Source organism: Amycolatopsis kentuckyensis, assembly GCF_041679295.1.
Lineage (GTDB): Bacteria > Actinomycetota > Actinomycetes > Mycobacteriales > Pseudonocardiaceae > Amycolatopsis > Amycolatopsis kentuckyensis_A.
In genome coordinates, this window is sequence record NZ_JBGDMD010000008.1 from 350,916 (window position 1) to 375,374 (window position 24,459).

General features: G+C 70.1%; 19 protein-coding genes. 12 read left to right on the forward strand and 7 right to left on the reverse strand.

Going from position 1 to position 24,459, the window contains the following annotated elements; genetic code table 11:
- Positions 1-18: 18 nt before the first annotated feature.
- From ACERZO_RS33620 to ACERZO_RS33630, 3 genes are read right to left on the reverse strand one after another with little or no spacing between them, the layout of a single operon-like run.
- On the reverse strand, positions 19-999 hold the full coding sequence (locus tag ACERZO_RS33620; RefSeq protein ID WP_372669538.1) for an acetylxylan esterase: 981 nt from the start codon (positions 997-999) through the stop codon (positions 19-21).
- A complete protein-coding gene (locus ACERZO_RS33625; RefSeq protein ID WP_372669540.1) occupies positions 999-3,275 on the reverse strand; it encodes a glycosyl hydrolase family 95 catalytic domain-containing protein in 2,277 nt (758 codons plus the stop codon). The genes ACERZO_RS33620 and ACERZO_RS33625 overlap by 1 nt, the downstream gene beginning before the upstream one ends.
- Before the next feature lie 42 nt (positions 3,276-3,317).
- A complete protein-coding gene (locus ACERZO_RS33630) occupies positions 3,318-5,306 on the reverse strand; it encodes a fibronectin type III domain-containing protein (RefSeq protein WP_372669542.1) in 1,989 nt (662 codons plus the stop codon).
- A gap of 190 nt (positions 5,307-5,496) precedes the next feature.
- Here ACERZO_RS33630 and ACERZO_RS33635 point away from each other — a divergent pair, with 190 nt between their 5' ends.
- Complete coding sequence (locus ACERZO_RS33635) at positions 5,497-6,648, forward strand: AAA family ATPase (protein ID WP_372669544.1); 1,152 nt, start codon at positions 5,497-5,499, stop codon at positions 6,646-6,648.
- 273 nt (positions 6,649-6,921) lie between these two features.
- Here the strand turns inward: ACERZO_RS33635 and ACERZO_RS33640 are convergent, their stop codons facing one another.
- On the reverse strand, positions 6,922-7,920 hold the full coding sequence (locus ACERZO_RS33640) for a LacI family DNA-binding transcriptional regulator (protein WP_372669547.1): 999 nt from the start codon (positions 7,918-7,920) through the stop codon (positions 6,922-6,924).
- A 154-nt stretch (positions 7,921-8,074) separates the two neighbouring features.
- Between ACERZO_RS33640 and ACERZO_RS33645 the strand changes: the two genes are divergently transcribed.
- The 8 genes from ACERZO_RS33645 to ACERZO_RS33680 all read left to right on the forward strand — a co-directional run bounded on the left by ACERZO_RS33645 (position 8,075) and on the right by ACERZO_RS33680 (position 18,752).
- Positions 8,075-9,151 (forward strand): ABC transporter substrate-binding protein, encoded by a 1,077-nt coding sequence (locus tag ACERZO_RS33645; protein WP_372669549.1) that lies wholly within the window; start codon positions 8,075-8,077, stop codon positions 9,149-9,151.
- Positions 9,151-10,716, forward strand: coding sequence for a sugar ABC transporter ATP-binding protein (locus ACERZO_RS33650; RefSeq protein WP_372669551.1), 1,566 nt, complete (start codon positions 9,151-9,153; stop codon positions 10,714-10,716). Before ACERZO_RS33645 ends, ACERZO_RS33650 begins: the two co-directional genes overlap by 1 nt.
- Positions 10,709-11,671 carry an ABC transporter permease gene (locus ACERZO_RS33655; RefSeq protein WP_372669554.1) on the forward strand — a complete coding sequence of 321 codons (963 nt, stop codon included), beginning with the start codon at positions 10,709-10,711 and terminating at the stop codon, positions 11,669-11,671. The genes ACERZO_RS33650 and ACERZO_RS33655 overlap by 8 nt, the downstream gene beginning before the upstream one ends.
- Entirely contained in the window at positions 11,668-12,642 is a 975-nt protein-coding gene (locus ACERZO_RS33660; protein WP_372669556.1) for an ABC transporter permease, read from the forward strand. The genes ACERZO_RS33655 and ACERZO_RS33660 overlap by 4 nt, the downstream gene beginning before the upstream one ends.
- Before the next feature lie 30 nt (positions 12,643-12,672).
- Complete coding sequence (locus tag ACERZO_RS33665) at positions 12,673-15,168, forward strand: LamG-like jellyroll fold domain-containing protein (protein WP_372669557.1); 2,496 nt, start codon at positions 12,673-12,675, stop codon at positions 15,166-15,168.
- 131 nt (positions 15,169-15,299) lie between these two features.
- On the forward strand, positions 15,300-17,657 hold the full coding sequence (locus tag ACERZO_RS33670) for a DNRLRE domain-containing protein (protein WP_372669559.1): 2,358 nt from the start codon (positions 15,300-15,302) through the stop codon (positions 17,655-17,657).
- 34 nt (positions 17,658-17,691) lie between these two features.
- Positions 17,692-18,090 (forward strand): carboxymuconolactone decarboxylase family protein, encoded by a 399-nt coding sequence (locus ACERZO_RS33675; RefSeq protein WP_086681834.1) that lies wholly within the window; start codon positions 17,692-17,694, stop codon positions 18,088-18,090.
- Positions 18,087-18,752: an epimerase gene (locus ACERZO_RS33680; RefSeq protein ID WP_372669561.1), complete on the forward strand. Its 666-nt coding sequence runs from the start codon at positions 18,087-18,089 to the stop codon at positions 18,750-18,752. Before ACERZO_RS33675 ends, ACERZO_RS33680 begins: the two co-directional genes overlap by 4 nt.
- On the opposite strand, the gene ACERZO_RS33685 is transcribed toward ACERZO_RS33680, so the two are convergent.
- The 3 genes from ACERZO_RS33685 to ACERZO_RS33695 are packed head-to-tail and all read right to left on the reverse strand — an operon-like array spanning position 18,712 to position 21,180.
- The gene (locus ACERZO_RS33685) at positions 18,712-19,353 is read right to left on the reverse strand and encodes a TetR/AcrR family transcriptional regulator (RefSeq protein ID WP_372669563.1); all 642 of its coding nucleotides are present in this window, start codon (positions 19,351-19,353) and stop codon (positions 18,712-18,714) included. The genes ACERZO_RS33680 and ACERZO_RS33685 overlap by 41 nt on opposite strands.
- 19 nt (positions 19,354-19,372) lie before the next feature.
- A complete protein-coding gene (locus tag ACERZO_RS33690; RefSeq protein WP_372669565.1) occupies positions 19,373-19,789 on the reverse strand; it encodes a PGPGW domain-containing protein in 417 nt (138 codons plus the stop codon).
- Complete coding sequence (locus ACERZO_RS33695; protein ID WP_372669568.1) at positions 19,756-21,180, reverse strand: serine hydrolase domain-containing protein; 1,425 nt, start codon at positions 21,178-21,180, stop codon at positions 19,756-19,758. The genes ACERZO_RS33690 and ACERZO_RS33695 overlap by 34 nt, the downstream gene beginning before the upstream one ends.
- Positions 21,181-21,312: 132 nt before the next feature.
- Between ACERZO_RS33695 and ACERZO_RS33700 the strand changes: the two genes are divergently transcribed.
- From ACERZO_RS33700 to ACERZO_RS33710, 3 genes are all read left to right on the forward strand, one after another.
- Positions 21,313-21,648, forward strand: a complete 336-nt coding sequence (locus ACERZO_RS33700) for an ArsR/SmtB family transcription factor (RefSeq protein WP_372669570.1) — start codon at positions 21,313-21,315, stop codon at positions 21,646-21,648.
- Positions 21,645-22,103, forward strand: coding sequence for an SRPBCC family protein (locus ACERZO_RS33705; protein ID WP_372669572.1), 459 nt, complete (start codon positions 21,645-21,647; stop codon positions 22,101-22,103). The genes ACERZO_RS33700 and ACERZO_RS33705 overlap by 4 nt, the downstream gene beginning before the upstream one ends.
- A gap of 767 nt (positions 22,104-22,870) precedes the next feature.
- A complete protein-coding gene (locus tag ACERZO_RS33710) occupies positions 22,871-24,097 on the forward strand; it encodes an HNH endonuclease signature motif containing protein (RefSeq protein ID WP_372669574.1) in 1,227 nt (408 codons plus the stop codon).
- Positions 24,098-24,459: the final 362 nt, after the last annotated feature.

Here is a 24,459-nt window from a genome sequence, read left to right on the forward strand (position 1 = left end):
TCGTGTCGTGCCTACAGGCTACTGCTTGCCCGGGACCGATCGCCTCCCGTGAGGATGCAGAATGGTCCGGAATCCTTCGAGCACGGCCTGGACGTCTTCGGCGCCACCGGCTTCGTGGCCGTTGTACTCCCAGACGCCGAGCTGTTTCGGTCCTTTGTAGACGTGGTAGGCGCCGAACACCGTGGACGGTGGCACGATCCCGTCCATCAGCCCGGTGCTGAACCAGGCCGGCGCCGTGGCGCGGGCGGCGAACCCGACGCCGTCGAAGTAGGACAGCACCTCGAACACCCGCGAGATCGCGTGCCGGTGGCCGGCCAGGTACCGGGACAGCTCGACGTAGGGCCGCTCCCCGCCGACCAGGCTGGCCCGCCGGAAGTCGCAGAGGAAGGGCGCTTGCGCGTGCAGGGCCGCCACGTCCGGCACCAGGCCCGCCGCGGCGAGCGCGATGCCGCCGCCCTGGCTGTTGCCGAGCACCGCCACCCGCGCCGGGTCGACCTGCTCCAGCGCCCGGACCGCGTCGACCGCGCGGACCGCGTCGGTGAAGACACGCCGGTAGACGTAGGTTTCGCGGCTCTCGATGCCGCGGGTCAGGTGGCCGGGGTAGGCCGGTCCGCTGCCGACCGGGTCGGCGGTGACCCCGCCTTGGCCGCGGATGTCGACCTGCAGGTGCGCGTACCCGGCCGAGGCCCAGTGCAGCTCTTGGAGAGCACTTCCCCGGCTGCCGCCGTAGCCGTGGAACTGGACGATCGCCGGCAGCGCTCCCTCCGTGCCGCGCGGCAGCCGCAGCCAGGCACGCTGCGGGTGGCCGCCGAATCCCGGGAAGGTCACGTCGAACACGTCGAGGGTTCGCAAGGGGGTCTCCACCGGGACCAGCCGCGGGGCCGGGTCGTGGTCGCGGGCTTCGGCGAGCGTCGACGCCCAGAAGCCGTCGAAGTCTTCCGGTGCTTCATAGGAGCTGCGGTACTCCCACAGCGCGTCGAGGCCGAGGTCGGGGTACATCACAGTCCTTTCAGGACGGTCGATTCGCCGGTCCGCAGCCGCAGCTCGGCCTCCCGGCCGCGGTAGCGCACCCGCACCGGCTCCGCCGGATCGCCCGACAACCGCCGCAGGACGGCGTACCGCAGTTCGCCGTCGCGCCACTCGACGTCGGCCGCGAGCCCGCCGCGGCACCGCAGTCCCCGCGCCTCCCCCGACGTCCAGTCAGCGGGCAGGGCGGGCAGCAGCGTGACGACGTCGTGGTGGCTCTGCAGCACCAGTTCCGCGAGCCCGGCCGGGAAGCCGTAGTTGCCGTCGATCTGGAACGGCGGGTGCGTGCTGAACAGGTTGGGCAGCAGCCCGCCCCACTCGGAGCCGTCGACCGGAGCGTCGCGGTGGCGGTCGCCGGTGAACGGCTGGGTGGCCTCGCTCAGCAGCTTCCGGGCGGTCTCGCCGTCGCCGAGCCGCGCGCGCAGCGCGATCTTCCACGCCCACGACCAGCCCATCGCGCCCGGTCCACGCCGGTCCAGGACCCGCCGGGCCGCGTCCAGCAGATCCGGGGTGTCGAGCCGGCCCAGGGGGTAGAGCGCGACCAGGTGCGACAGGTGCCGGTGCGTCGAATCCGCTTCGGGAAGGTCCTCGGCCCACTCCCCCAGCCGCCCGTCGGGCAGGATCGGCCACGGGCGCAGCCGCGGCAAAGCCCGTTCGATCTCGGCGTACAGCGGATCGTGGACTTCCAGAGCGTTCATCGCGGCGAGGCCGCGCTCGAACACCGCCCGGATCAACGCGATGTCCATGGTCGCCGAGTGGGTCAGCGACTCCTTCGTCCCGGCTTCGGAGAGGAACAGGTTCTCCGGGGACGTCGACGGGCACGTCTCGAGGAAGCCGTCGCGTTCGACGAGCCAGTCCAGGCAGAACTCGGCGCAGCCGCGCAGCAACGGCCACGCCGTCGTCGCCAGGAAGCCGAGGTCGCGCGTGAAGTCGTAGTGCTCCCAGGCGTGCTGGACGAGCCAGGCGCCGCCCAGCTGCCAGAGCGCCCACGAGGGGTTGCCGTGCCCCATCCCGGCCGGCAGCGCCCAGCCCCACAGGTCGGTGTTGTGGTGGGTGACCCAGCCGCGGGTGCCGTACAGCTCGCGGGCGACGTCGGCGCCGGTGACCGCGAGCTTGCCGAGCAGGTCGAACAGCGGGAGGTGGCATTCGCCGAGCCCGGTCGTTTCGGCGGCCCAGTAGTTCATCTGGGTGTTGATGTTGATCGTGTAGTTCGACGACCAGGCCGGGCGGAGGTCGTCGTTCCAGATGCCCGAGAGGTTCGCGGGCGGCGCGCCGGGCCGGGACGCGCTCGCCAGGAGGTAGCGGCCGTACTGGAAGAGCACGGTCGCGGTGAGCTGTTCGTCCGTTCCGGACAGCAGTTCGGCGACGTCGTGGGTGCCGCCCCGCCGTTCGCCGATGGTGAGCGAAGAGGCGCCGAGCAACGGACGCAGATCGGCTTCGTGCGCTCGCCGCAGTTCCACGGCTCCGGTCTCGATGGCCTGCTCGGCCAGCACGGCCGCGCGCCGCCGGTGCTCGTCGCGGGTGTGCCGGCGGTCGCCGATCCAGGCGTCGTACGCGCTGGTCGAACTGGCCAGGACGATCAGGGTACCCGCCGAAGTCCGGGCGACCCGGACGGAAACCGCGCCGAACGGGTCATAGCCCTCGACAGTCCCGTACCGCAGGGGCTCCTCGACTTGGGGTTCGTGCCGGGGTGCGCCGTCGATCGGGATCTCGATGCCGAGGTCCAGGCCGTCCCGCGACACCTCCCGCAGCCGTGTCGACACGTCGACACCGACCTCGGTCACCCCGGACAGCGCGACGCACAGGACCTGCGCGGGCCGGCTCACCCAGGTCGTCCGTTCGACGTCGTGGCCGCCGATGGTCAGCCGTTCGGTGGCCACGCCGCTGTCGAGGTTGAGCGTCCGGCCGTGCGAGGTGCCCTCGGGCAGCGTCAGCCAGAGGTCCACATAGGGCAGGAACTCCTGGCTGTACGGCCCTTCGAAGCCCATCAGCAGGCTTTCGGCCCGCCGGAAGTCCTTCGCGAACACAGCTTCCCGCACTTCGGCGAGCCGTTCGGGTCCGGCGTCGACACCGGCCAGCGCGGCCGCCGGGCCGTCCGGCGTGCCGGACCAGACCGTGGCGTCGTTGACCTGGATCCGGGTGCGACCGGCGCCGCCGAAGACCATCGCGCCGAGCCGGCCGTTGCCGACCGGCATCGCCTCGGTCCAGTCCGCGGCCGGGTCCGGCCAGGAGAGCAGCAGATCCGTCATTTCAACCCCGTGAAGCCGATGGAATCGACCAGCCGGCGGCCCCTAGACGGTGATCTTGTCGACGTCGTAGACATAGCCCGCCTGGTTGCCGATCTGGACGGTGTTGGCCCCGGCCTGCAGGTACACCGGGACGGTGACGGTCTGCGGCGTGTTCCAGTCGTTGTCGTTGCTGCCGGCGACCGGCAGCGGGAACGACGTACCGTTCACCGTGACGATGCCGGTCCGGCTGGAATCGCCGTCCACATAGGACAGCTGCATCAGGTAGGTGCCGGCCTTCGGCACGGTCACGGTCGGCAGGACGACGTAGCCGCTGCCGCCGAGGTAACCGACCTTCTTCCCGTTGCTGCACGCGCAGTCGTAGACCGTCGCGCCGCCCTGGGGACTGCCGTTCTCCGCCTCGTAGGACTTCGGGCCGTCCGCCGCGGGTGTGGTCACGCTGATCTTCTTGCTCGCGGCCGAGGGCCGCCCGTACCGCTGGTTCGCGACGACGGTGAAGTCGTAGCTCGTCGAGGGCCGGAGGCCGGTGACCGTGACGCTCGCGGTGCCGGTCGTGGCGACCTTCTTGGTCCCGGCGAAGACGTCGTAGCTCTGCGCGCCCTTCGAGGCGTCCCACGCCAGCGAGACGCTGGTGCCGGTGGCCGCGGTGCCGTGCACGACCGCCGGGGCGGCGAGGGCGTTGCGGTCGCGCGGGGTGACCTTGAACAGGCGTGAGCCGTGCACCGGCAGGTCGCCGGCCGCCTGGTCGACGTTCTTGTGCGCCCAGAGGTCGCGGATCTCGACGGGGCCGGAGATGCCGAGCTGCGCGAGGTCCGCGGTGACGCGGGCCGGCGTCGCGGCGAGGTTGAACAGCGCCATCGTGTAGCTGCCGTCGGCGTTGCGGTTGTACCAGACCTGCTGGTCGGTCGTCTGGCTCACCGGCTTGGCCGGGATCCCGGCCTGGTCGACCGCGATGACCTCGTCGTTGGTGAGCAGCTTGACGCCGTAGTCGTCGAGCTGGGTCAGGTCGTCGCCGATGTAGAGCGGCGCGGCCTCAATCGCCCACAGCGTCATATAACTCTGCCGCTCGGCTTCGGTGAGGCCGTCCATCTTGCCGCTGCCGACGTCGACGGAGTCGAGGTTGTTCCAGTGCCCGGGGCCGGCGTCGGGGATCCACTGCACGACGTCGTTCCAGCGCTGCTTGACCGAGTTGTTCCAGGTCACGAGGGTGTCGCAGTAGCACTCGACGTCGGTGTCGACGCGCCAGCCGTTCGTGTTGGCCTGCCAGACGTCGGCCTGGCGGTGGCTGAGCGCCCAGGAGATCACGAACTCCATCGGGCGGCCGGTCTTGGCGATGGCTTGGTGCCACGCCTCGACGTCGGAGGTGTTGGTGTAGTTCTCGCCGCCCTTGAAGGAGCCGGGGCCGACGCCGTCGAGCTTGAGGAAGTCGACGCCCCAGCCGGCCAGCAGCCGCGCCACGGAGTCCACGTAGGACTGGGCGCACGGGTTCGTGAAGTCGATCTTGTAGGCGGAGTCCCAGCCGTTGGTCTTGCGCAGGTCGGGGTAGACCAGGTCCCGGGTGTGGCAGTTCGTCGTCCCCGCGATGGGGGAATTGCCGTCGTCGTAGGCCTTGAGGTCGAGACCGACGGCCAGGTACGAGCCGAGCTTGAGGCCCTTCTCGTGGACGTAGTCGGCGACGTACTTCATGCCGTCCGGGAACGTCGTCGGGTTGACGACCGGGCGGGCGTTTTCGTCGAAGCCGCTTGCCCAGCCGGCGTCGATGTTGACGTAGGTGTAGCCGTGTTGCTTGAACTTCGCGGCGAGGACGTCGGCCTGCTGGAGGACGTGGGCCTCGGTGAGCCAGCTGGCCGGGCCGGTCGGGTTGACGCCCGGGTAGTTCGTCGACTCCAGGCTCCAGCTGCTCCAGCCCAGGTAGGGCTTCTGGGCCACCGGTTGCTGTTGTTCGGCCGCGGCCGCCGCGGGGGCCGTGAGCAGGCCGGCGATCACCGTCAGGCCGGCGAGGGCACCCAGGGCCCGTCTGCCGCGTGCTGCCATGACCACTCCTTCGAGGTCGGTGGGGACGTCGTCAGACATCGGAGGACCACGGCGCTTTTGCCCGCAACCGTGGATCCTATAGGATCGACGACGGCTGATTCTTGCTGCTGGGGATCGCGGATGTCAACGACTGCACCGGACAGAGATCGGACGAATCTGAACTGTCGGGGGTGACGGCTAGGTTCGGGGCATGCTGACCACGCTGGCCGTCGAGAACTACCGCTCGCTGCGCGACCTGGTGCTGCCGCTGTCCGGGCTGACGGTGGTGACGGGCCCGAACGGCAGCGGCAAGTCGAGCCTGTACCGGGCGTTGCGGCTGCTGGCGGACGCGTCCCGCAACGGCGCGGTGGCGGCGCTGGCCCGCGAGGGCGGCCTGCCGTCGACGCTGTGGGCGGGCCCGGAGAACGGCGCGCGCCCGGGCAAGCGGGTCCAGGGCACGGTGCGCACGAAGGCGGTCGGCCTCCGGCTGGGCTTCGCGGGCGACGAGTTCGGCTACGCGCTCGACCTGGGGCTGCCGGTCCCGGGCGAGACGATGTTCAACCTGGACCCGGAGTTCAAGCGGGAGGCGGTGTGGGCGGGGCCGGTCCTGCGGCCGGCGGCCCTGCTGGCGGACCGGGCGGGTCCAGCAGTGCGCACCCGGGTGGCCTCCGGCGCGTGGGACGACGAGCGGTTCAAGATCCGGCTGTCGGACAGCATGCTGAGCGAGTTCGCGGACCCACGGGCGTGCCCGGAGCTGCTGGTGGTCCGCGAGCGCATCCGATCATGGCGGTTCTACGACCACTTCCGCACGGACGCGACGGCCCCGGCCCGCCAGTCCCGCGTGGGCACGCGAACGTTCATCCTCTCCCACGACGGCGCGGACCTGGCCTCGGCCCTGCAGACGATCATCGAGATCGGCCGCGCGGCAGAGCTGGCAGCGGTCGTGGACGCGGCGTTCCCGGGCTCACGGGTGTCGGTGGAATCCCAGGAGGAGGTGTTGTCGATCCGCTTCCACCAGCACGGGCTGTTGAGGCCGCTGTCGGCGGCGGAGCTGTCGGACGGGACGTTGAGGTTCCTGCTGTGGGTGGCGGCGTTGCTGACGCCCAGGCCACCGGAGCTGCTGGTGCTGAACGAGCCGGAGACATCCCTCCACCCGGACTTGCTCCCGGCACTGGCAGCGCTGATCGCGACGGCGGCAAAGGAGACGCAGCTGGTGGTGGTATCGCACGCGGCGGCGTTGATCCGGGCGTTGTCGGAGATATCCGAGGTGGCGGCGTTGGAGCTGGAGAAGGAGGGCGGCGAGACGAAGCTGGTGGGGCAGGGGAGGTTGGACCGGCCAAGCTGGCACTGGCCGACCCGCTAGACCGGCCCGGTCACACCGGCGGCCAGACGTCTTGAATGAGTCATTCAGGACCTCCAACGCCCTGAATGACTCATTCAAGACATCCGGCGCCCCCGGCAGCCGGCAGCCGGCAACGCAAGCCAACCAGGAGATCACCAGACCTCCCCCGCCCCTCATCCTCGCCGCACATCAGTCGCCGGTTGAGTTTGTCAAGGCACGCTTTCCCGCCTTGACAAACTCAACCGGCGACTGAACACTCCGCGAGGAGGGGCGGGGGATGTCGGTTCCGAAAGATCAACCGCCCGTGCTCTCCCGGATCTCCAGCGCGAACGGCGTCTGGATGTCCTGCGGCGCCAACCCCTTGTCCCCCGTGATCCGCCGGTGCACCAGATCGATCGCCGCCTCGGCCAGCGCCGTCTTGTCCGGCGCGATCGTCGTCAACGACGGCAGCGAAAACGCGCTCTCCTCGTTGTTGTCGAACCCCACGATCGCCACGTCCTCGGGCACCCGCAGCCCCAGCTCCGCCACCGCCCGCAACGCGCCGATCGCCAGCAGGTCGTTGAAGCAGAACACCGCGTCCGGCGGCGCGTCCGAAGCCAGCAGGGACTTCATCGCCGCCGCCCCCACCGACCGGTGCCACTTCTCCGCCGGCGCCACCAAAGCGTCCGAATAGGACAGACCCGCCGCGGCCAAGCCCGCCCGATACCCCGCGAGACGCTGCGAAGACGTCCCACGAGAGGGATTCCGCCCGATGGCCGCGATCCGCGTGCGCCCCAGCGAGGCCAGATGCGACACCGCCGTCTGCGCCGCCAGGACGTTGTCGATCGCGACGTGGTCGATCGGCACGTCGACCGCGTGCTCGCCCAGCATCACCAGCGGGATCTCCCCCGGCGAGGGGAAATCCGCCGCCTCCAGGGCTTCCGGGTGCACCAGCGCCCCGTCCACCAGGTGCGGCCCCAGCGACGACAGCGTCTCGCGCTCCCTCGACCGCGTCCCCTGCGTCTGCTCGATCAGGACGCTCCAGCCCCGCTTCTGCGCCGCCGTGATGACCAGGCCGGCCAGCTCGCCGAAGTACGGGATCGACAGCTCCGGCACCATCAGCGCCAGGAACCCCGTGCGCCCGCGACGCAGGTTCCGCGCGCCGACGTTGGGCCGGTAGCCCGTCGCCGCCAGCGCCTCCTCGACCCGCCGCCGGTTCTCCGGCTTGACGAAGGCATAGCCGTTCACCACGTTCGACACCGTCTTCACCGACACTCCGGCGAGCGTGGCGACGTCTTTGAGCGTCACGGTCACGGGCGGCTCCTTCGGGATAGTGAGCACGAAGTGTAGCGAGGATTTGCCGGTTTACAACGTTGTTCCAACGATGTAAAAAGTACCTCAAGGCTCCCGCGGTGAAGTGGATCACCCCGGTGAGCGGGCCACCACCGTCGCTGCCCGAGGAGTCACCGTGCCGCTGTCCCCCCGTCCCCTCCTGGTCCTGGCCACCGCGGCCGCCGCCGCGCTCACCCTGACCTCCTGCACCAGCCGGGAAGAAACCCCCGCGGCCCCGTCGAGCGGCGGCGGACCCGCCGCCAGCGCCCAGTCCGTCGCCCCGAGCGCCGACGGCTGCACCATCGACAAGACCGGTTACCCCAAGGTCGACCTGAAGACCGCGGTGGTCGGTTTCTCACAGTCCGAAAAGGAAGCCAATCCCTTCCGGATCGCCGAGACGCAGTCCATTCGCGACGAAGCCGCCAAGCTCGGCATCGCGAACGACAAGCTGCTCGTCACCAACGCCCAGAGCGACCTGAACAAGCAGATCAGCGACATCAAGTCGATGCTCGACCGGGGCGCCCAGCTCCTCGTCGTCGCGCCGCTGAACTCCGACGGCCTCCAGCCGGCGCTCGACGCGGCGAAGGCCAAGAAGGTCCCGGTCGTCACCATCGACCGCAAGGTGACGTCGCAGCCCTGCACCGACTACCTGACCTTCATCGGCTCGAACTTCGTCGAGCAGGGCAAGCGCGCGGCGCAGGAGATGGCGCGGGTCACCGGCGGCACCGGCAAGGTCGCGATCCTGCTCGGCGCGTCCGGCAACAACGTCACCACCGACCGCACCTCCGGCTTCAAGGACGAGCTGGCGAAGACGGCCGGCCTGAGCGTGGTCGCCGAGCAGACGGGTGAATTCGACCGCTCCAAGGGCCAGGCCGTGATGGAGCAGCTCATCCAGAGCCACCCGGACATCACCGCCGTCTACGCCGAAAACGACGAAATGGGCGTCGGCGCGGTCAACGCGCTCAAGACCGCCGGCAAGACGCCGGGCAAGGACGTCAAGGTCATCTCGATCGACGGCACCCGCAACGCCGTGCAGCTGATCGCCGACGGCAGCTACAACGCCGTGATCGAGTCCAACCCGCGCTTCGGCCCGCTGGCCTTCCAGACGCTGCAGAAGTTCGAGAACGGCGAGGCCATCCCGGCCAGCATCGTGATCACCGACGACCAGTACGACGAGACCAACGCTTCGCAGAAGGTCGGGAACGCGTACTGATGACGGCAGCCACCGAAGAGGACGTCGCCATGACGACCGCACCGGTGCTCGAGGTGGCCGGGGTGACCAAGCGGTTCCCCGGCACCCTCGCGCTCGACGACGTCAGCTTCGCGCTGCGACCGGGCGAGGTGCACGCGCTGGTCGGCGAGAACGGCGCGGGCAAGTCCACGCTGATCAAGGTGCTCACCGGCGTCTACCAGCCCGACGAGGGCGAAGTGCGCCACCTCGGCGAGCCGGTGACGTTCAAGCGGCCGATCGACGCGCAGCGGGCCGGGATCTCCACGATCTACCAGGAGGTCAACCTCGTCCCGCTGATGAGCATCGCCGGCAACGTCTTCCTCGGCCGCGAGCCGCGCACGAAGGCCGGTCTCGTCGACTGGTCGAAGATGTACGCCGACGCCCGCGAGCTGCTCAAGGGCTACGGCATCGAAGACGACGTCAAGCGCCCGCTGCACACCCTCGGTGTCGGCGCGCAGCAGATGGTCGCGCTCGCCCGCGCGGTCTCCACCGATGCCAAGGTCGTCATCATGGACGAACCGACGTCGTCGCTGGAGCCGCGCGAGGTCGAGACGCTCTTCGAGGTGTTGAACCGGCTGCACGCCGAGGGCATCGCGATCGTCTACGTGAGCCACCGGATGGACGAGCTGTACCGGGTCTGCGAAAGCGTCACCGTGCTGCGCGACGGCCGGGTCGTCCACAGTGGACCGTTGAAGGACCTGCCGCGCATCGAGCTGGTGTCCAAGATGCTCGGCCGCGAGATCAAGCAGATCCGCGAAGAGGGCGTCACGGCGTTCGGCGAGGAACACGACGTCGAGCGCGAACCGCTGCTCAAGGCCGAGGGCCTGTCCGGCATGCGGAGGCTGCACGACGTCTCGGTGAGCATCCGGCCCGGCGAGGTCGTCGGCCTCGCCGGCCTGCTCGGCTCCGGCCGCAGCGAGACGGCGCGGGCCATCGTCGGTGCCTTCCCGCTCGACGGCGGATCCGTGCTGCTGGCCGGAAAACCGCTCAAGAAGGGCAAGATCAAGGCCGCCATGCGGGCCGGGATCGCGCTGCTGGCCGAGGACCGCAAGACCGACGGGATCATCCCGAACCTGTCGGTCCGCGAGAACATCGTGCTCGCCGCGCTGCCGACGCTCTCGCCGTTCGGCCTGGTCAGCAAGTCCAAACAGGACAAGATCGTCAAGATCTTCATGGAGCGCCTGCGGATCAAGGCGGCCAGTCCCGAGCAGAAGGTCTCGGAACTGTCCGGCGGCAACCAGCAGAAGGTGCTGCTCGCCCGCTGGCTCGCCACCGGCCCGAAGATCCTGCTCCTCGACGAACCGACGCGCGGCATCGACGTCGGCGCCAAGGCCGAAGTGCAGGCGCTGATCGACGAACTCGCGCGGGAAGGGCTCGGCGTGCTGCTCATCTCGTCCGAACTCGAAGAGCTGATCGACGGCTCCGACCGCGTGGTCGTGCTGCGCGACGGCTCGGTCGTCGGCGAGCTGACCGGCGACGGCATCACCGAGGAGAACGTCCTGACCGCGATCGCCGCCGAGACCACCGAGGGTGACAACGATGTCTAGCGCCACCCTGACGAGAACCCCCGACCGCGCGAAAGTCACCGCGTGGCTGCAGAACTACGGCGTCTACCTGGCCGTCGTGGTGCTGCTGCTGTTCAACGTGTTCTTCACCGAGAACTTCCTGTCCGCGGCCAACTTCCGCACCCAGCTGGTGCAGGCGGCGCCGGTCTGCATCGTCGCGCTCGGCATGGCGCTGGTGATCGGCACCGAGGGCATCGACCTGTCGGTCGGCTCGGTGATGTCGATCGCGGCCGCGCTCATCCCGCTCTACCTGGGCGCCGGGCCGCTGATGGCGATCATCGTCGCGGTCGTCGCGGGCGTGCTTTCCGGTTTGTTCAGCGGCTACCTGGTGGCGTACCTGGGGATCCAGCCGATCATCGCGACCCTCGCGTTGCTCGTCGGCGGGCGCGGGCTCGCGCTGGTCATCGCCCACGGCCAGCTCGTCCAGCTGCGCAACCAGGACTTCCTGGCGCTGGGCACCGGCGACCTGCTCGGCGTGCCGATCATGGTGATCGTCGCGGGCGTGCTGGCGGTGCTGACCGGGCTGGTCGTCCAGCGCACGACGTTCGGGCGGCACCTGGTCGCGGTCGGCGGCAACCGCGCCGCGAGCACCCTGGCCGGTCTGCCGGTGAAGCGCGTGCTCATCAGCGTCTACGTCATCTCCGGGGCACTGGCCGCGATCGCCGGCGTGCTGGCGACGTCGCGGCTGGCCGCCAGCGACCCGAGCGACGTCGGCCTGCTGATGGAGCTGTCCGCGATCACCGCGGTCGTCGTCGGCGGCACGCCGCTGACCGGCGGCCGGGCCCGCGTGCTCGGCACCGTGTTCGGCGCCCTGCTGATGCAGCTCGTCCAGGCGACCCTGATCAAGCACAACCTGCCGGACTCCACCGCGCAGATGGTCCAGGCGGCCATCATCGTCGTCGCGGTCTACGTCGCCCGTGAGCGGAGCAGCCGATGACAGCCGTCCAGACCACCGCTCGGAACGCGGCGTTCGCCGGGGTACTGCAGCGCCAAGGCGCGGCCGTCGTGCTCGTGCTCGGCATCTTCGCTTCGTGGTTCGCCTTCCCGCACTTCGGCACCGCGGACAACCTGCGCAGCCTGGTGCTGCAGGGCTCGTTCCTCGCGGTGATCGCGCTGGGCATGACGTTCGTGATCATCTCCGGCGGCATCGACCTTTCGGTCGGCTCGAACTACGCGCTGGGCGGCGTCCTCGCCGCGTGGGGCGCGCAGTACGGGCTCGTCGTCGCGATCCTGTTGCCGCTGGCCGTGTGTTCGCTGATCGGGTTCATCAACGGCCTGCTCATCGCCCGCACCGGGATGGCGCCGTTCATCGTGACGCTGGCGTCGCTGCTGTTCGCCCGGGGACTGTTGCTGGCCCTGACGTCCGAAGGCTCGACGACGTACAAAGTGGACCCGGGCTCGGCGTTCCTCTGGCTCGGCCAGGGCACGATCTTCGGCATCGGCGTCCCGGTGTACCTCACGCTCGTGCTCTTCGCCCTCGGCGGGCTTCTCCTGCGCCGCACGCGGTTCGGCCAGTCGGTGTTCGCCATCGGCGGCGCCGAGCAGTCGGCGCTGCTGATGGGCCTGCCGGTGGCCCGCACGAAGATCAGCCTCTACACGCTCAGCGGCGCGCTCGCCGGGTTCGCCGGTGTGCTCACCGCCGCGTACCTGCAGTCCGGCGTCACGGTGATCGGCGTCGGCACCGAACTGGACGCGATCTCGGTCGTCGTCATCGGCGGCACGCTGCTCACCGGCGGCGCCGGGACGATCATCGGCACGCTCGTCGGCGTGCTGCTGCGCACGCTGATCCAGAACGTCATCAACCAGATCGGCACTCTCGACTCCAACTACCAGACGGTGGTGAGCGGGGCCTTCCTGCTCGTCGTCGTGGTGATCCAGCGCGCGCTGGCGCGCTCCCGGACCCGCTGAGCTCCGTTCCCCCGACAGGAGGTCTCAACGATGTTCCACCCTGCCCGAAAAACCCGGAGATGGCTGACCGCGGCCGCGGCGTTCGCGGTCGCGGTGGCCGGCCTCGGCACCGTGCCGGCGGCCAGTGCGGCGGACGCGCCGCAGTGGCAGCGGCTGACCCCACCGCTGTCCACGCCGTGGACGAAGGACGTCTCCCCTGCCAACGCCCTGCCCGACTACCCCCGGCCCCAGCTGACCCGCGACAAGTGGCAGAACCTCAACGGCGTCTGGGAGTTCGCCAAGGCGACCCCGGGTGAGGCCGCGCCGATCGGGAAGACGCTCGGCGAGCGGATTCTCGTGCCGTACCCGGTCGAGTCCGCGCTGTCCGGGATCATGCGCCACGAAACGAACATGTGGTACCGGCGCGCGTTCGAGGTCCCGAAGACCTGGCAGATCGGCAAGGGACAGCGGCTGCAGCTGCACTTCCAGGCCGTCGACTACGACGCGACGATCATCGTCAACGGCAGGACCGTCGCCCGCCACACCGGCGGCTACGACGCGTTCACCGTCGACGTCACCGACGCGCTGACCACGGCCAGGACCCAGGAGCTCGTCGTCGGCGTCGCCGACCCGAACGACCAGGGCGGCCAGCCGATCGGCAAGCAGCGCCAGCCCGGCGACGGCATCTTCTACACGCCGACCTCCGGCATCTGGCAGACCGTGTGGATGGAGCCGGTGGCGACCGCGCACATCGACCGCCTGGACGTGACGCCGGACGTGGCGACCGGCTCGGTCACGGTGAACGCCGTGGTCGGCGGCCCGGTGCGCCAGCGCGTCGAAGCCGTCGCCTACGACCACGGGCGCCCCGTCGGACGCGTGTCCGGCGACGCGAACAAGCCGTTGACGCTCAAAGTGGACCGGCCGCACCTGTGGTCGCCGGACGACCCGTTCCTCTACGACCTGCGCGTCAAGCTGTCCGGCGGGGACGAAGTCGGTTCGTACTTCGGGATCCGGTCGATCAGCGTCGGCAAGACCGCCGACGGCAAGCAGCGGATGCTGCTCAACGGCAAGTTCGTCATGCAGGTCGGCCCGCTCGACCAGGGTTTCTGGCCGGACGGCATCTACACCGCGCCGACCGACGCGGCGCTGAAGTTCGACCTCGAGCAGGAGAAGGCGCTCGGCTTCAACATGGTGCGCAAGCACATCAAGGTCGAGCCGGACCGCTGGTACTACTACGCCGACAAGCTGGGCTTGCTGGTCTGGCAGGACATGCCGGCGATGAAGGACGACGTGGAGCCGTCGGCCGCCTCGCGCGTCAACTACGAGTCCGAGATGAAGCGGATGATCGACCAGCACCGCAGCTTCCCGTCGATCGTCACCTGGGTGCCGTTCAACGAGGGCTGGGGCGACTACGAAGTCGGCCGCATCGCCGATCTCGTCAAGTCCTGGGATCCCTCCCGGTTGGTCAACGCCGAATCCGGCGTCAACTGCTGCCGGTCCGAACCGGACAGCGGCAAGGGCGACATCTACGACGACCACACCTACACCGGTCCCGGCACGCCGATCCAGACCGGGACGCGCGCGGCGGTCGACGGCGAGTACGGCGGCCTCGGCCTCAAGGTCGCCGGCCACGAGTTCGACGCGGCGGGCAGCTTCGCCTACGAGATGGAGCCCGACAGCGCGACGCTGACCCGGCGCTACGGCGAGCTGCAGCAGCGGCTGCTGCTGGTCGCCCAGCGGTGCGGCGTCTCGGCCGGCGTCTACACGCAGACCACCGACGTCGAGAAGGAGGTCAACGGCTTCTTCACCTACGACCGGCAGGTGAAGAAGATGGACTTCGCGGCGGTCCGCGCGGCGAACCTCGCGGTCATCAGGGGCGCGACCGGCGCTCCCGTGTCCGGGCCCTCGGTTCCGCAGGGCACCCCGGGCATCGACGGCATCGCGGCGTACCCGTTCGACGAGAACGCGGGCACGGTCGCCGAGGACGTCGTCGGCAGCCACGACGCCACGCTCGTCGGCGGCGCGTCCTGGACGGCGGGCAAGACCGGCTCGGCGCTGGCGGTGAACGGGTCGGGCCAGTACGCCGACACGGGTGCCGCGCTGGTGGACACCGAAGGCAGCTACAGCGCGGCGGCGTGGGTGAAGTTCAACGCCGTGGGCGACGGCTTCCAGACGATCGTCAGCCAGGACGGCCCGAGCAACAGCGCGTTCTTCCTGCAGTACTCCGGCCAGGACCACCGGCTCGCGATGAGCTTCGTGGGCACGCGGGCCCTGGCGCCCACGGCCCCGGAAGCGAACCGCTGGTACCACGTGGTCGGCGTCCGCGACGCGGCTTCGGGCACGCTGAAGCTGTACGTGGACGGTCAGCTGGCGGCCACGAAGAGCGTCTGCCTCGGCGACGCGTCGACGGGCAACACGGTGATCGGCCGCGGCAAGTACGGCGGCGGCCCGGTCGACTTCCTCAACGGTGCGGTCGACCAGGTCCACGTCTACGACCGCGCGCTGTCCGACGCGGACGTGAGCACGTTGTACGCCAGCGGTAAGTAGCCGTTTGTCCGGAATGGCCGCATCGGGAGATCCCCGGTGCGGCCATTCCGCGTTCTTGCGCCGAAAACGGCGTAACGGCAACGAAAGGACCGTCGATACGGGACTGAACCGAACTTCTTGGGGGAGGCCCGATGGGCTCGAAGATCCGGGCGGCAGCCGTGTGCGCCGCCGTCTCCGCACTGGCCGCGACCGTGCTCACCGCGGCGCCGGCCGCCGCTTCGACGATCACCGAAAGCACCGCCGGCTCGTGGGCGTACATCGACTCGGCCGCGCCGCGCACCAGCTTCGCGAACCCGGCGGGTGACCTCCCGGTGGGCGCGCACACCTACGCGAACGGCGTCAGCCACGTTTCGAAGGCCTACGTGACGTTCGACCTCTCGGCCCTGCGCGGGAACCGGCTGGAGCGCGCGGGGGTGTCCATCGACGAGACCGCCGTCGCCGACTGCTCGACGCCCCGCACCACCCAGCTGTGGCTGACCGAGCCCGCGAAGAAGCCGACGTGGAACAGCCAGCCGGCCGAACTGGTCCAGGCGGGCGGGCCGGTCATCGACACGTCCTGCCCGGCCCGCGGGGTCTTCTGGAACGCCACCGCGGCCCTGCAGAGCGCGCTCGACGCCGGCCAGAAGACTGCGACCTTGGCCATCCGGCTACCGGACGACCAGCAGAACGACCCGAAGTTCGGCCGGGCCTACAACCCGCACGCCACGCTGAGCATCACCTACAACCGGGCGCCTTCGAAGCCGGCCCAGCTCACCGTGAACACGTCCGCGTGCACGGCGAAACCGGTCGTCGCCGGTGCCGGTTCGACCACCCTCGGCGCCGCGGTCACCGACCCCGACGGTGACTTCGGCACGGCCGAGTGGGCGCTGTGGCCGGTCGACCACCCCGAGCTGCGCGTGACGATCCAGAACTCCTTCACCGGGAACGGCGTCTCGCTCGACGTGCAGGGCCGGCTGGCCGACGCCACGACGTACGCGTGGCAGGTCCGCGCGCTCGACCGCACCGATGCGGGACCGTGGAGCGCCATCTGCAAGCTGACCACCGACTTCGTCCGGCCGGACAAGGCGCCGGTGGTGACCTCCGCGGACTACTACGAAGTCGGGCTCGGCACCGGCGGGACGGGCATCCCCGGCTCGTTCACCTTCACCGCCAACGGAGTTCCGGACGTCGTCGGCTACTACTACGGCCTCTTCGACACCCCGGGTTCGTACGTCCCGGCCACGCGCAAGGGCGGCCCGGCCACGGTGACCGTGGTGCCCCAGCAGAGCGGCCCGCAGTACCTGTCGGTGTGGAGCGTCGACGCCGCGGGCGCGCGCTCCGACCGCACCGACTACCGCTTCTGGGTGGCGTCGAACGAGCCCGGCGTCGCCTGCACACCGTGGGACGGGTATGTCGGCGAAGCACGCCAGTGCACGTTCACCCCGAACGGGCCGTCCCCGGCGACCGCGTACGTCTACCACCTCGGCCAGGACGACGACCGGACCGTGCCCGCCGGACCGGACGGCACCGCGACGGTCACCGTCGTGCCGACCGACTACCAGCAGCCGTACCCGGAGCTCACGGTGCGGGCGAAGCTGGCGAACGGCTACGTGACGGGCCCGTCGGCCACGTCGTTCTCGGTCGAGGCCGGCGAACCCGAGATCACCCCGCTCACCACGAACCCCGTGCAGGGGCGGCCCGCGCAGTTCCGGGTGCACGCCACGCTGCCGGGCGCGGCATCGGTGACCTACCGCTGGCAGGACCAGGAGTGGGCCACCGCACCGGTCGACGAGAACGGCGACGCGACCGTGACCGTCACGCCGGCGACCGCGTCCTGGGGCGTGTTCATCGCGCACAACACCACCGCGGCGGGGATCCGCTCCGGTGACGCCTGGGTGAACCTGAACGTGGCCTCGAACCAGCCGGCCGTCACGAGCGCCGAGTACCCCGCGAACGACGCGGGCGGCGCGGTGGGCACCCCGGGGACGTTCGTGTTCTCCTCGCCCGTGGCGGGCGCGGTGAGCTACGGCTACGAGTTCGACGGCGGGCCGTCCGGCACCGTCGCGGCGGGCCCGTCCGGCACCGCTTCCGTGGTGTTCACCCCGACCCGGCGCTACCCGAACTCGGTCCGGGTGACCACGACGTTCGCCGACGGCGTGGTGTCGGAGGCGACCGTGTACACGTTCACCGCCAAGTCCGCGGCGCCCACCGTGACCTGCGACTCCGGCGCCGACTCGGTCCGGCCCGAGCAGCACATCCAGTGCTCGGTGCAACCGCTGCAGGCGAACCCGGCGAGCTACGGCTACGCGATCGGGTCCGGCGCCGAGACGGCGGTGCCCGCGTCCGCGGACGGCACCGCGTCGTTCGGCTTCGACGTGCCGGCCGATCAGCCGAACGCCGCGTACCTGACGCTGCGGACGTGGAGCGTGAACGCGGCGGGCGTCCGGTCGGACGAGACCACCACCCTGTTCTACGTGTGGACCGTGCCGGGGTCCGCGCGCGCGGTTTGACCTGGAGCCCGCTCCAGCCGCTACCGTCGCTGTCATGACCGATGATCGTTTCGAACGCGGCAAGCGGGCTCTGGTCGACCTCAACGGGGAAGAGACCGCCCAGCGCGTGCTCGACAGCCTCGCGGACATCTCGCCGAAGCTCTCCGACAGCCTCGTGTCGTGGGGCTTCGGCGAGATCTACACGCGGCCGGCGCTCGTGCCGCGGGACCGGCAGCTCGTCACGCTCGGCATGCTCACCGCGCTCGGCGGGTGCGAGCCGCAGCTGGAGGTGCACGTCAACGCGTCGCTCAACGCCGGGCTGAAGCCGGAGGAGATCGTCGAAGCGCTGCTGCAGTCGGCCGCCTACTGCGGCTTCCCGCGGGCGCTCAACGCGACCGCCGTCGCGAAGAAGGTCTTCGCCGAACGTGGGCTGCTGCCGGTGGCGGACGCATGAGGGTCGTCCTCTTCGGCGCGACCGGCATGGTCGGCCAGGGCGCGTTGCGGGAGTGCCTGCTCGACGAGCGCGTCGAGGCGGTGCTGGCGATCGGCCGGTCCCCCCTCGGCGTGACGCACCCGAAGCTCACCGAACGCGTCGAGGAGGATCTGTTCGCCCTCGAGCCGATCACCGGCTACGACGTGTGCCTCTTCTGCCTCGGCGTGTCCTCGGTCGGCATGGCGCCGGCGGAGTACGAGCGGATCACCTACGAGCTGACCCTTTCGGTCGCGCGGAAACTGCCCGAAGGCACCACGTTCGGGTACGTCTCGGGCCAGGGCACCGACAGCACCGAACGCGGCCGGGTGCGCTGGGCGCGGGTCAAGGGCGCCACCGAGAACGCGCTCGCGAAGCTGCCGTTGCGGACGTTCGCCGTCCGCCCCGGCTACATCCAGCCGATGCACGGGATCACGTCCAAGACCACGTTGTACCGGACGCTCTACCGCGTCGCGATGCCGCTGTACCCGCTGCTGCGGCGGCTGTTCCCCCGCTTCGTGACGACCAATGAGGAAGTCGGCCGGGCGATGCTGGAAGTCGCCGAGAACGGCTACGAGAAGCCCGTCCTCGAGAACACCGACATCGTCACTGCCGCCGCGCGACGAGGCCGGCCAGCAGGTTCGTGAGGTTCTCCGCCACCACCGCCTCGAACCCCGGCGCACCCCCGGCCTCGGCCGTCGCCAGCGCGACCGCCTCGGTCGGGTTCGCGTAGGGCCACGCCCCCGACACCACGACCACGACGGCCCGGGCGAACACCCGGGCCGCATCCGCGGACAGCTCCGGGACGCCGGCGCGCACCAACGACGCCAGCCGCTCGAGGTTCGCGGCCGCGCGGAGCTTGAAGCCGCGCGCGAACTCCAGGGAGATGTTGCGCTCCAGCACCGGCGCCATCGCGCTGATCAGCTCGCACAGCAGCCGCCGCTCGGCCAGCGTCGCCGCGATCGTCCCGGCGATCCGCTCTTCCCGCTCGAACGGCAGCTCCCCGAACGCCAGCTCGTCGAGCCACGCCGTCCACGCCGTGTCGAGGACCTCGAGGAAGACCGCCTCACGGCTGTCGAAGTAGCGGAGCACATTGGACTTCGCGAGCCCGACGCGGCAGGCCAGCTCCCGCAGGCTGATGTCGGCGACCGGGTGTTCGGCCAGCAGCTCCCGCGCGGCGGCGAGGATCGCGGTGCGGCGCGCCTCGACCTGCTCCGGCCTCCGGGCCCGCTGGAATCCGGCGCTCATGGCGCCGACAGTATCCCCCTCAGCTGCGACTGGTGGCCTCGCGCCGGGTCTTCACCCGCCGGTAGCTCCAGATCAGCAGCGCGAACAAGATCACCGACGACAGGATCAGGCTCGACCCGGTGCTCCAGCCGGCGAACGGCAGCGACTTCACCGTGCCCCAGACGATCCCCGCGGCCAGCAGCGCCAGCCCGGCCAGCACAGACCCGGCGATCCGCAGCGGCGAGGAAACGCTCTCCTCGGCCGCCTTCATCGCGCGGTCGCGCACCGGGTCGACGTACTTCTCCAGCGCCGGGAACTCCGACGCCAGCAGGAGGAGCCCGGCGAGCACGAGCAGCAGCCCGGGGCCGGGCAGGACGAGCAGCAGCACCCCGACCACCAGCAGGATGGCACCGGCCACCGTGATCAGGATCCGCTTCGCCTGTTTGCCGAGACCCACTGGGCGTCTCCCCTCGTTTCGTCCGATTCTTCCTGGTCGCGGCCCCGCGTGCCACTCACGAGGGCGCGCGCCCTGGCCGCGGCCACGGTCAGGCCCGCCAGCGCGACCACGCCGAGCGCGACCACGAGCCCGGGCCAGACGTGGAGCACCTGGGCGTAGGTACCCCGCCGCCCGGCGAATACCCACCCGAGCAGCTGCGGCAGGAAGGCCAGCGGGACGAGCGGCAGCAGTGGCGGCACGATCCGCCACCACCGCCGCTTCCGCCGGGCTCGCCGTACCCCCAGGACGGCCAGTCCGACGGCGACGACGGCCAGCGCGGCCAGGACCCGGTCGGCGATCACCCCGGCGGGCAGCGCAGGCTCGGGAGACCGGCCCTGCAGCAGGCTCGCGAGGTCCTGGGCCAGCAGCTCGGCCTCGTTGTCCAGCGCCATGCCGGTGTTCGCCACCACCGCGACGCCGTACCCATCGGGCAGCAGCACCTGCGCGGCGGTGTGGGAGAACCACTCACCGGTGTGCGACGTCACGCCGTCGCGGACGCGCCAGCCCAGCGCGTAGTCGCGACCGGGCGCGGGCGTGTGCGCGCTCCGGACTGATTCCGGGGTCAGCACCCCACCGCCGTCCTGCTGCGCCCGCAGCCACTTCGCCAGGTCTTCCGCGGTGCTCAGCACGCCGTGGCTGCCACCGGTGAACCAGTCCGGTTCGGGCACCTCGACCTCGAACCCGAAGGCCCGGACGTACCCGGCGGTCCCGGGCGGTTCGTCCACGGTGGAGCTGGCAGTCATGCCGAGCGGCGCGAACAGCCGCGTTTTCAGGTACTCCGCGAACGGCTGCCCGGCCACGACCTCGACGATCCGGGCGGCCACTTCGTAGTTCGGGTTGTGGTAGTGGAACTGCGTCCCGGGCTCGCTGGCCAGCTGCGCGTCCTTCAGCCGCGAGACGGCTTCGGCGAGCGTGTGCGGCTGCGGCAACGCCAGGTCGGGGAAGGCGGAGTCGGCCATCCCGGACGTCTGGTCCAGCAGCATCCGGACGGTGATCCGCGCGCCGCGGTCGTCGGCGAGCCGGAAGTCCGGCAGGTAGCGCGGCACGGGTGCGTCCAGCTCGAGCCGCTTGGTTTCGACGAGCTGGAGCACGGCGAAGGCGGTCATGGACTTGCTCAGCGACGCGATCGGCAGCGGCGTCGACGCGGTGATGGGCCTACCGGCGGAGTCGTGGCCGTAGCCGGCGACGCGAACGACGTCACCGCCGTGGGTGACGGCGACCGCGGCGCCGGGGAGGCCGGTGTGGTCGAGGTAGGCGCGAACGTACTCGTCGATGCCGGACCCCTGATCGGCGGCGGCCGGGGTCGCGGTGGCGAGCAAGAGCGTCGCGAGCAGGAGGAAAAGCCTGGTCATGGCGGTGAACGTAGATCTTCGGCCGGGTCGGCGACCGCTGCCGGACGACGTCGGCCACCCCCGACTTTCGGCAGGTCTTGACAGCCCGGCTATATTCAACACATCGGTTGATAAACAGATTGGTTGATAAAGATGGCGGTTGACGAGGAGGCGCTGGACCGGGCGTTCACCGCACTCGGCGACCCGGTCCGCCGGGCCCTGATCGCCCGGCTGTCGCGCGGCGAAGCAACGGTCAACGAGCTGGCCGAGCCGTTTTCGATCACGAAGCAGGCGGTGTCCCGGCACATCCAGGTGCTGGAGCAGGCCGGCTTGATCACGCGCAGCCGCGACGGCCAGCGCCGGCCGTGCCACCTGGTGCCATCCGCCCTCGAAGCGCTGACCGGCTGGATCGACACGTACCGGCTGGCCACCGAACGCAGCTACCGGCGGCTCGACGCCGTCTTGGAAACCTTGGAGGAGCAGCAATGAGCACGACGATCACCGCCCAGCCCGGAACGCCGTTCATCGAGATCACGCGCGAGTTCGCGGCTCCGCCGTCGGCGGTCCTGCGCGCCCACACGGACCCCGAGCTGATCGTGCGCTGGCTGGGCCCGCACGGGATGGAGATGGAGATAGTCGAGCTGAACGCGAGGTCAGGCGGCACGTACGACTACATCCACCGCGACGCCCGGGGCGAGTACCGCTTCCGCGGCGTGTACCACACGGTGAGCGCCGACCGGATCATCCAGACGTTCGAGTACCTGGGCGCGCCCGGCGAGGTAACGCTCGATTCGATGGTGCTGACGGACCTGGGCGGGCGTACCCGCATGGTGACGCAGTCGGTGTACCCGTCGGTTTCGGCGCGCGACGCGGCGCTGGAGAGCGGGATGAGCCGCGGGATCACCGAGTCGTACGAGCGGCTCGACAAGGTACTGGCGGACTGAGATGCCGCGCGTCGTCGCGAGTTTCTGCATGTCGTTGGACGGGTTCGTCGCGCGGCCCGACGATTCGGTCGGGCCGCTGTTCGACTGGTACACCGCTGGTGACGTCGAGGTCCCGATGGTCGGGTATCCGATGACGTTCCGGGTTGCGCCGTCGAGTGCTTCGTATCTTCGGTCCTTTATGGACTCTGTTCGCGGCAGTGCTTTCGTCTGCGGGCGGCGGGTTTTCGACTACACACGGGGGTGGGGTGGTCGTCCTCCTGGTGGGGGTTCCGCCTTCGTCGTCACTCATCGTCCGCCGCCTTCCTGGTCTTCCTCTGTTCTGGCGCCCTTCACGTTCGTTTCGGATGTCGCTCACGCCGTTGAGTTGGCTGTTGCCGCCGGGGATGGGACCGTTGGGGTCTCTGGGCCCTCCATTGCTCGGCAGTGCCTGGAGCTTGGGCTTCTCACTGAGGTTCGGGTCGATCTCGTTCCGGTCTTTCTCGGTTCCGGGGTCCCCTACTTCTCCGGTCTCTCGCCTTCTTGCGCTTCGCTTGAGCAGGTTGAGGTTGTGGTCGGTTCTGGGGTGACACACTTGGTTTATCGGGTCCGCTACCCAGACTCTTAAAGATGACGGCTTCGCCGGGGCGTGGGAAATCGGCGCTCCTCGTGGTTTCCTTCTCGTGGTGGTCACCAGCGCCGATTCCCCACGCTACGGTGCCCCTGCCGGAGTTCTCGGTACTACCTGATCGTGTGGTGATCATGCGTTCGGGTTCGGCTAACCTTGTTGTATGGCAACAGAAGCGGTGTGGAAAACGGATGCGACGGTGCTGGCCGATCGCATTTCCACGCTGCTCACCGTCGTCCGCTCCGCCGAAGCCGAGATCGGTGCACTGCTGGCCGAAATCGAGACCCGCGGAGTGATGGAACTCTTCGGCTACCGCTCCACCGCGCGCTTGCTCGAGCACCTGGCCGACATCCCCAAGTCCGCGGCCGAGACGATGGTCAAACGCGCCCACGCCCTCCACCCCAGCCACCACCTCGACGCCACCCCCACCGCCGCCCCTTTGACTGCTGCTACTGCGGCGGAGGGTCGCCTGAGCAACCCGATGATCGACACGATCGTCGGGGCCCTGACCCAGATCCCGCCCGAGCACCGCGCCGACGCCGAGCAGCACCTGCTGGCTCTGGCCGCCGACGCGGGCCACAAGCAAGTCGCGGCCCTGGGTGCCCGCATTATCGCCCACCTCGACCCCGACGGCCCCGAACCCGACACCACCGAACCCGCGATCCCCAGCCGTGAACTGTCCCTCCGCCGCAAAAGAACCGGGGTATGGGAACTGCACGGCCGCTTCGACGACGAAACCGGCACCCGCGCCAGCGCCCTGCTCGACGCGTTGGCCGAACGCCGCACCAGCACCGGCGAGAGTGCCGACCTGCGGTCCCCGCAGGAACGCTACGGCGACGCCTTCTCCGACGCGATCGACCTGGCCCTCAACTCTCCGACCCTGCCCATGCAGGCCGGCGAACGCGCCCACGTGATGGTCGCGGTGCACCTCAACGACCTCAAATCCGGTCTCGGCGAGGCCACGCTAGGCGATACCGGCACGATGTCGGCGGCGGAAGCCCGGCTCCACGCCTGCGACAGCATGATCATCCCCGCCGTCCTCGGCGACAAGAGTGAGCCGTTGAACCTCGGTCGCCTTCGCCGCCTGATCTCCGCGGGCCTGCGCCGCGCGCTGTACCTGCGCGACCGGGGTTGCGCGTTCCCGGGTTGCCATCGCCCGCCGCGGCATTGCCAGGGTCACCATATCCACCACTGGTCCGAAGGCGGCCGAACAGACCTGAACAACCTGGTCCTGATGTGCGCCCACCACCACCGGCTGCTGCACCGCTCGGGTTGGGAAGTCCGCATCGCCGCCGACGGCCTCCCCGAGTTCCTCCCACCAGCGTTCCTGGACAAGGAACGAAAACCCAGGCGCAACAACCTGCACCAGCCGCTGCCCTTCGCAGCGTGAGACAACCAAACATGGGACAGGCCCGCAGCCAGACGGCTACGGGCCCACACCCACGCGCAGATCACGAACCCACGGCCCACATCAGCCGCTCATCTCACCGGGCGCTGAACACAGCAACTCCAACCGCTTGCTCCGGCTGAAGGTCAACCAGACCCACCAGAGCACCGCGCACCACAGCCCACCAGCGACTGACTCCGGCCCAGACCCCACCGCTGCCCCAACCACCTACGGAACTCCACCGCCAGCGCCCGCCCCCATGAGCACATGGCAACCAGGCACCGCGCGATTCCGTACCTCAACCGCTCCGGCAGCAACTCCAACCACCGCCCCACCCGAAGACCGCACAAGCGCCCACCGAACCA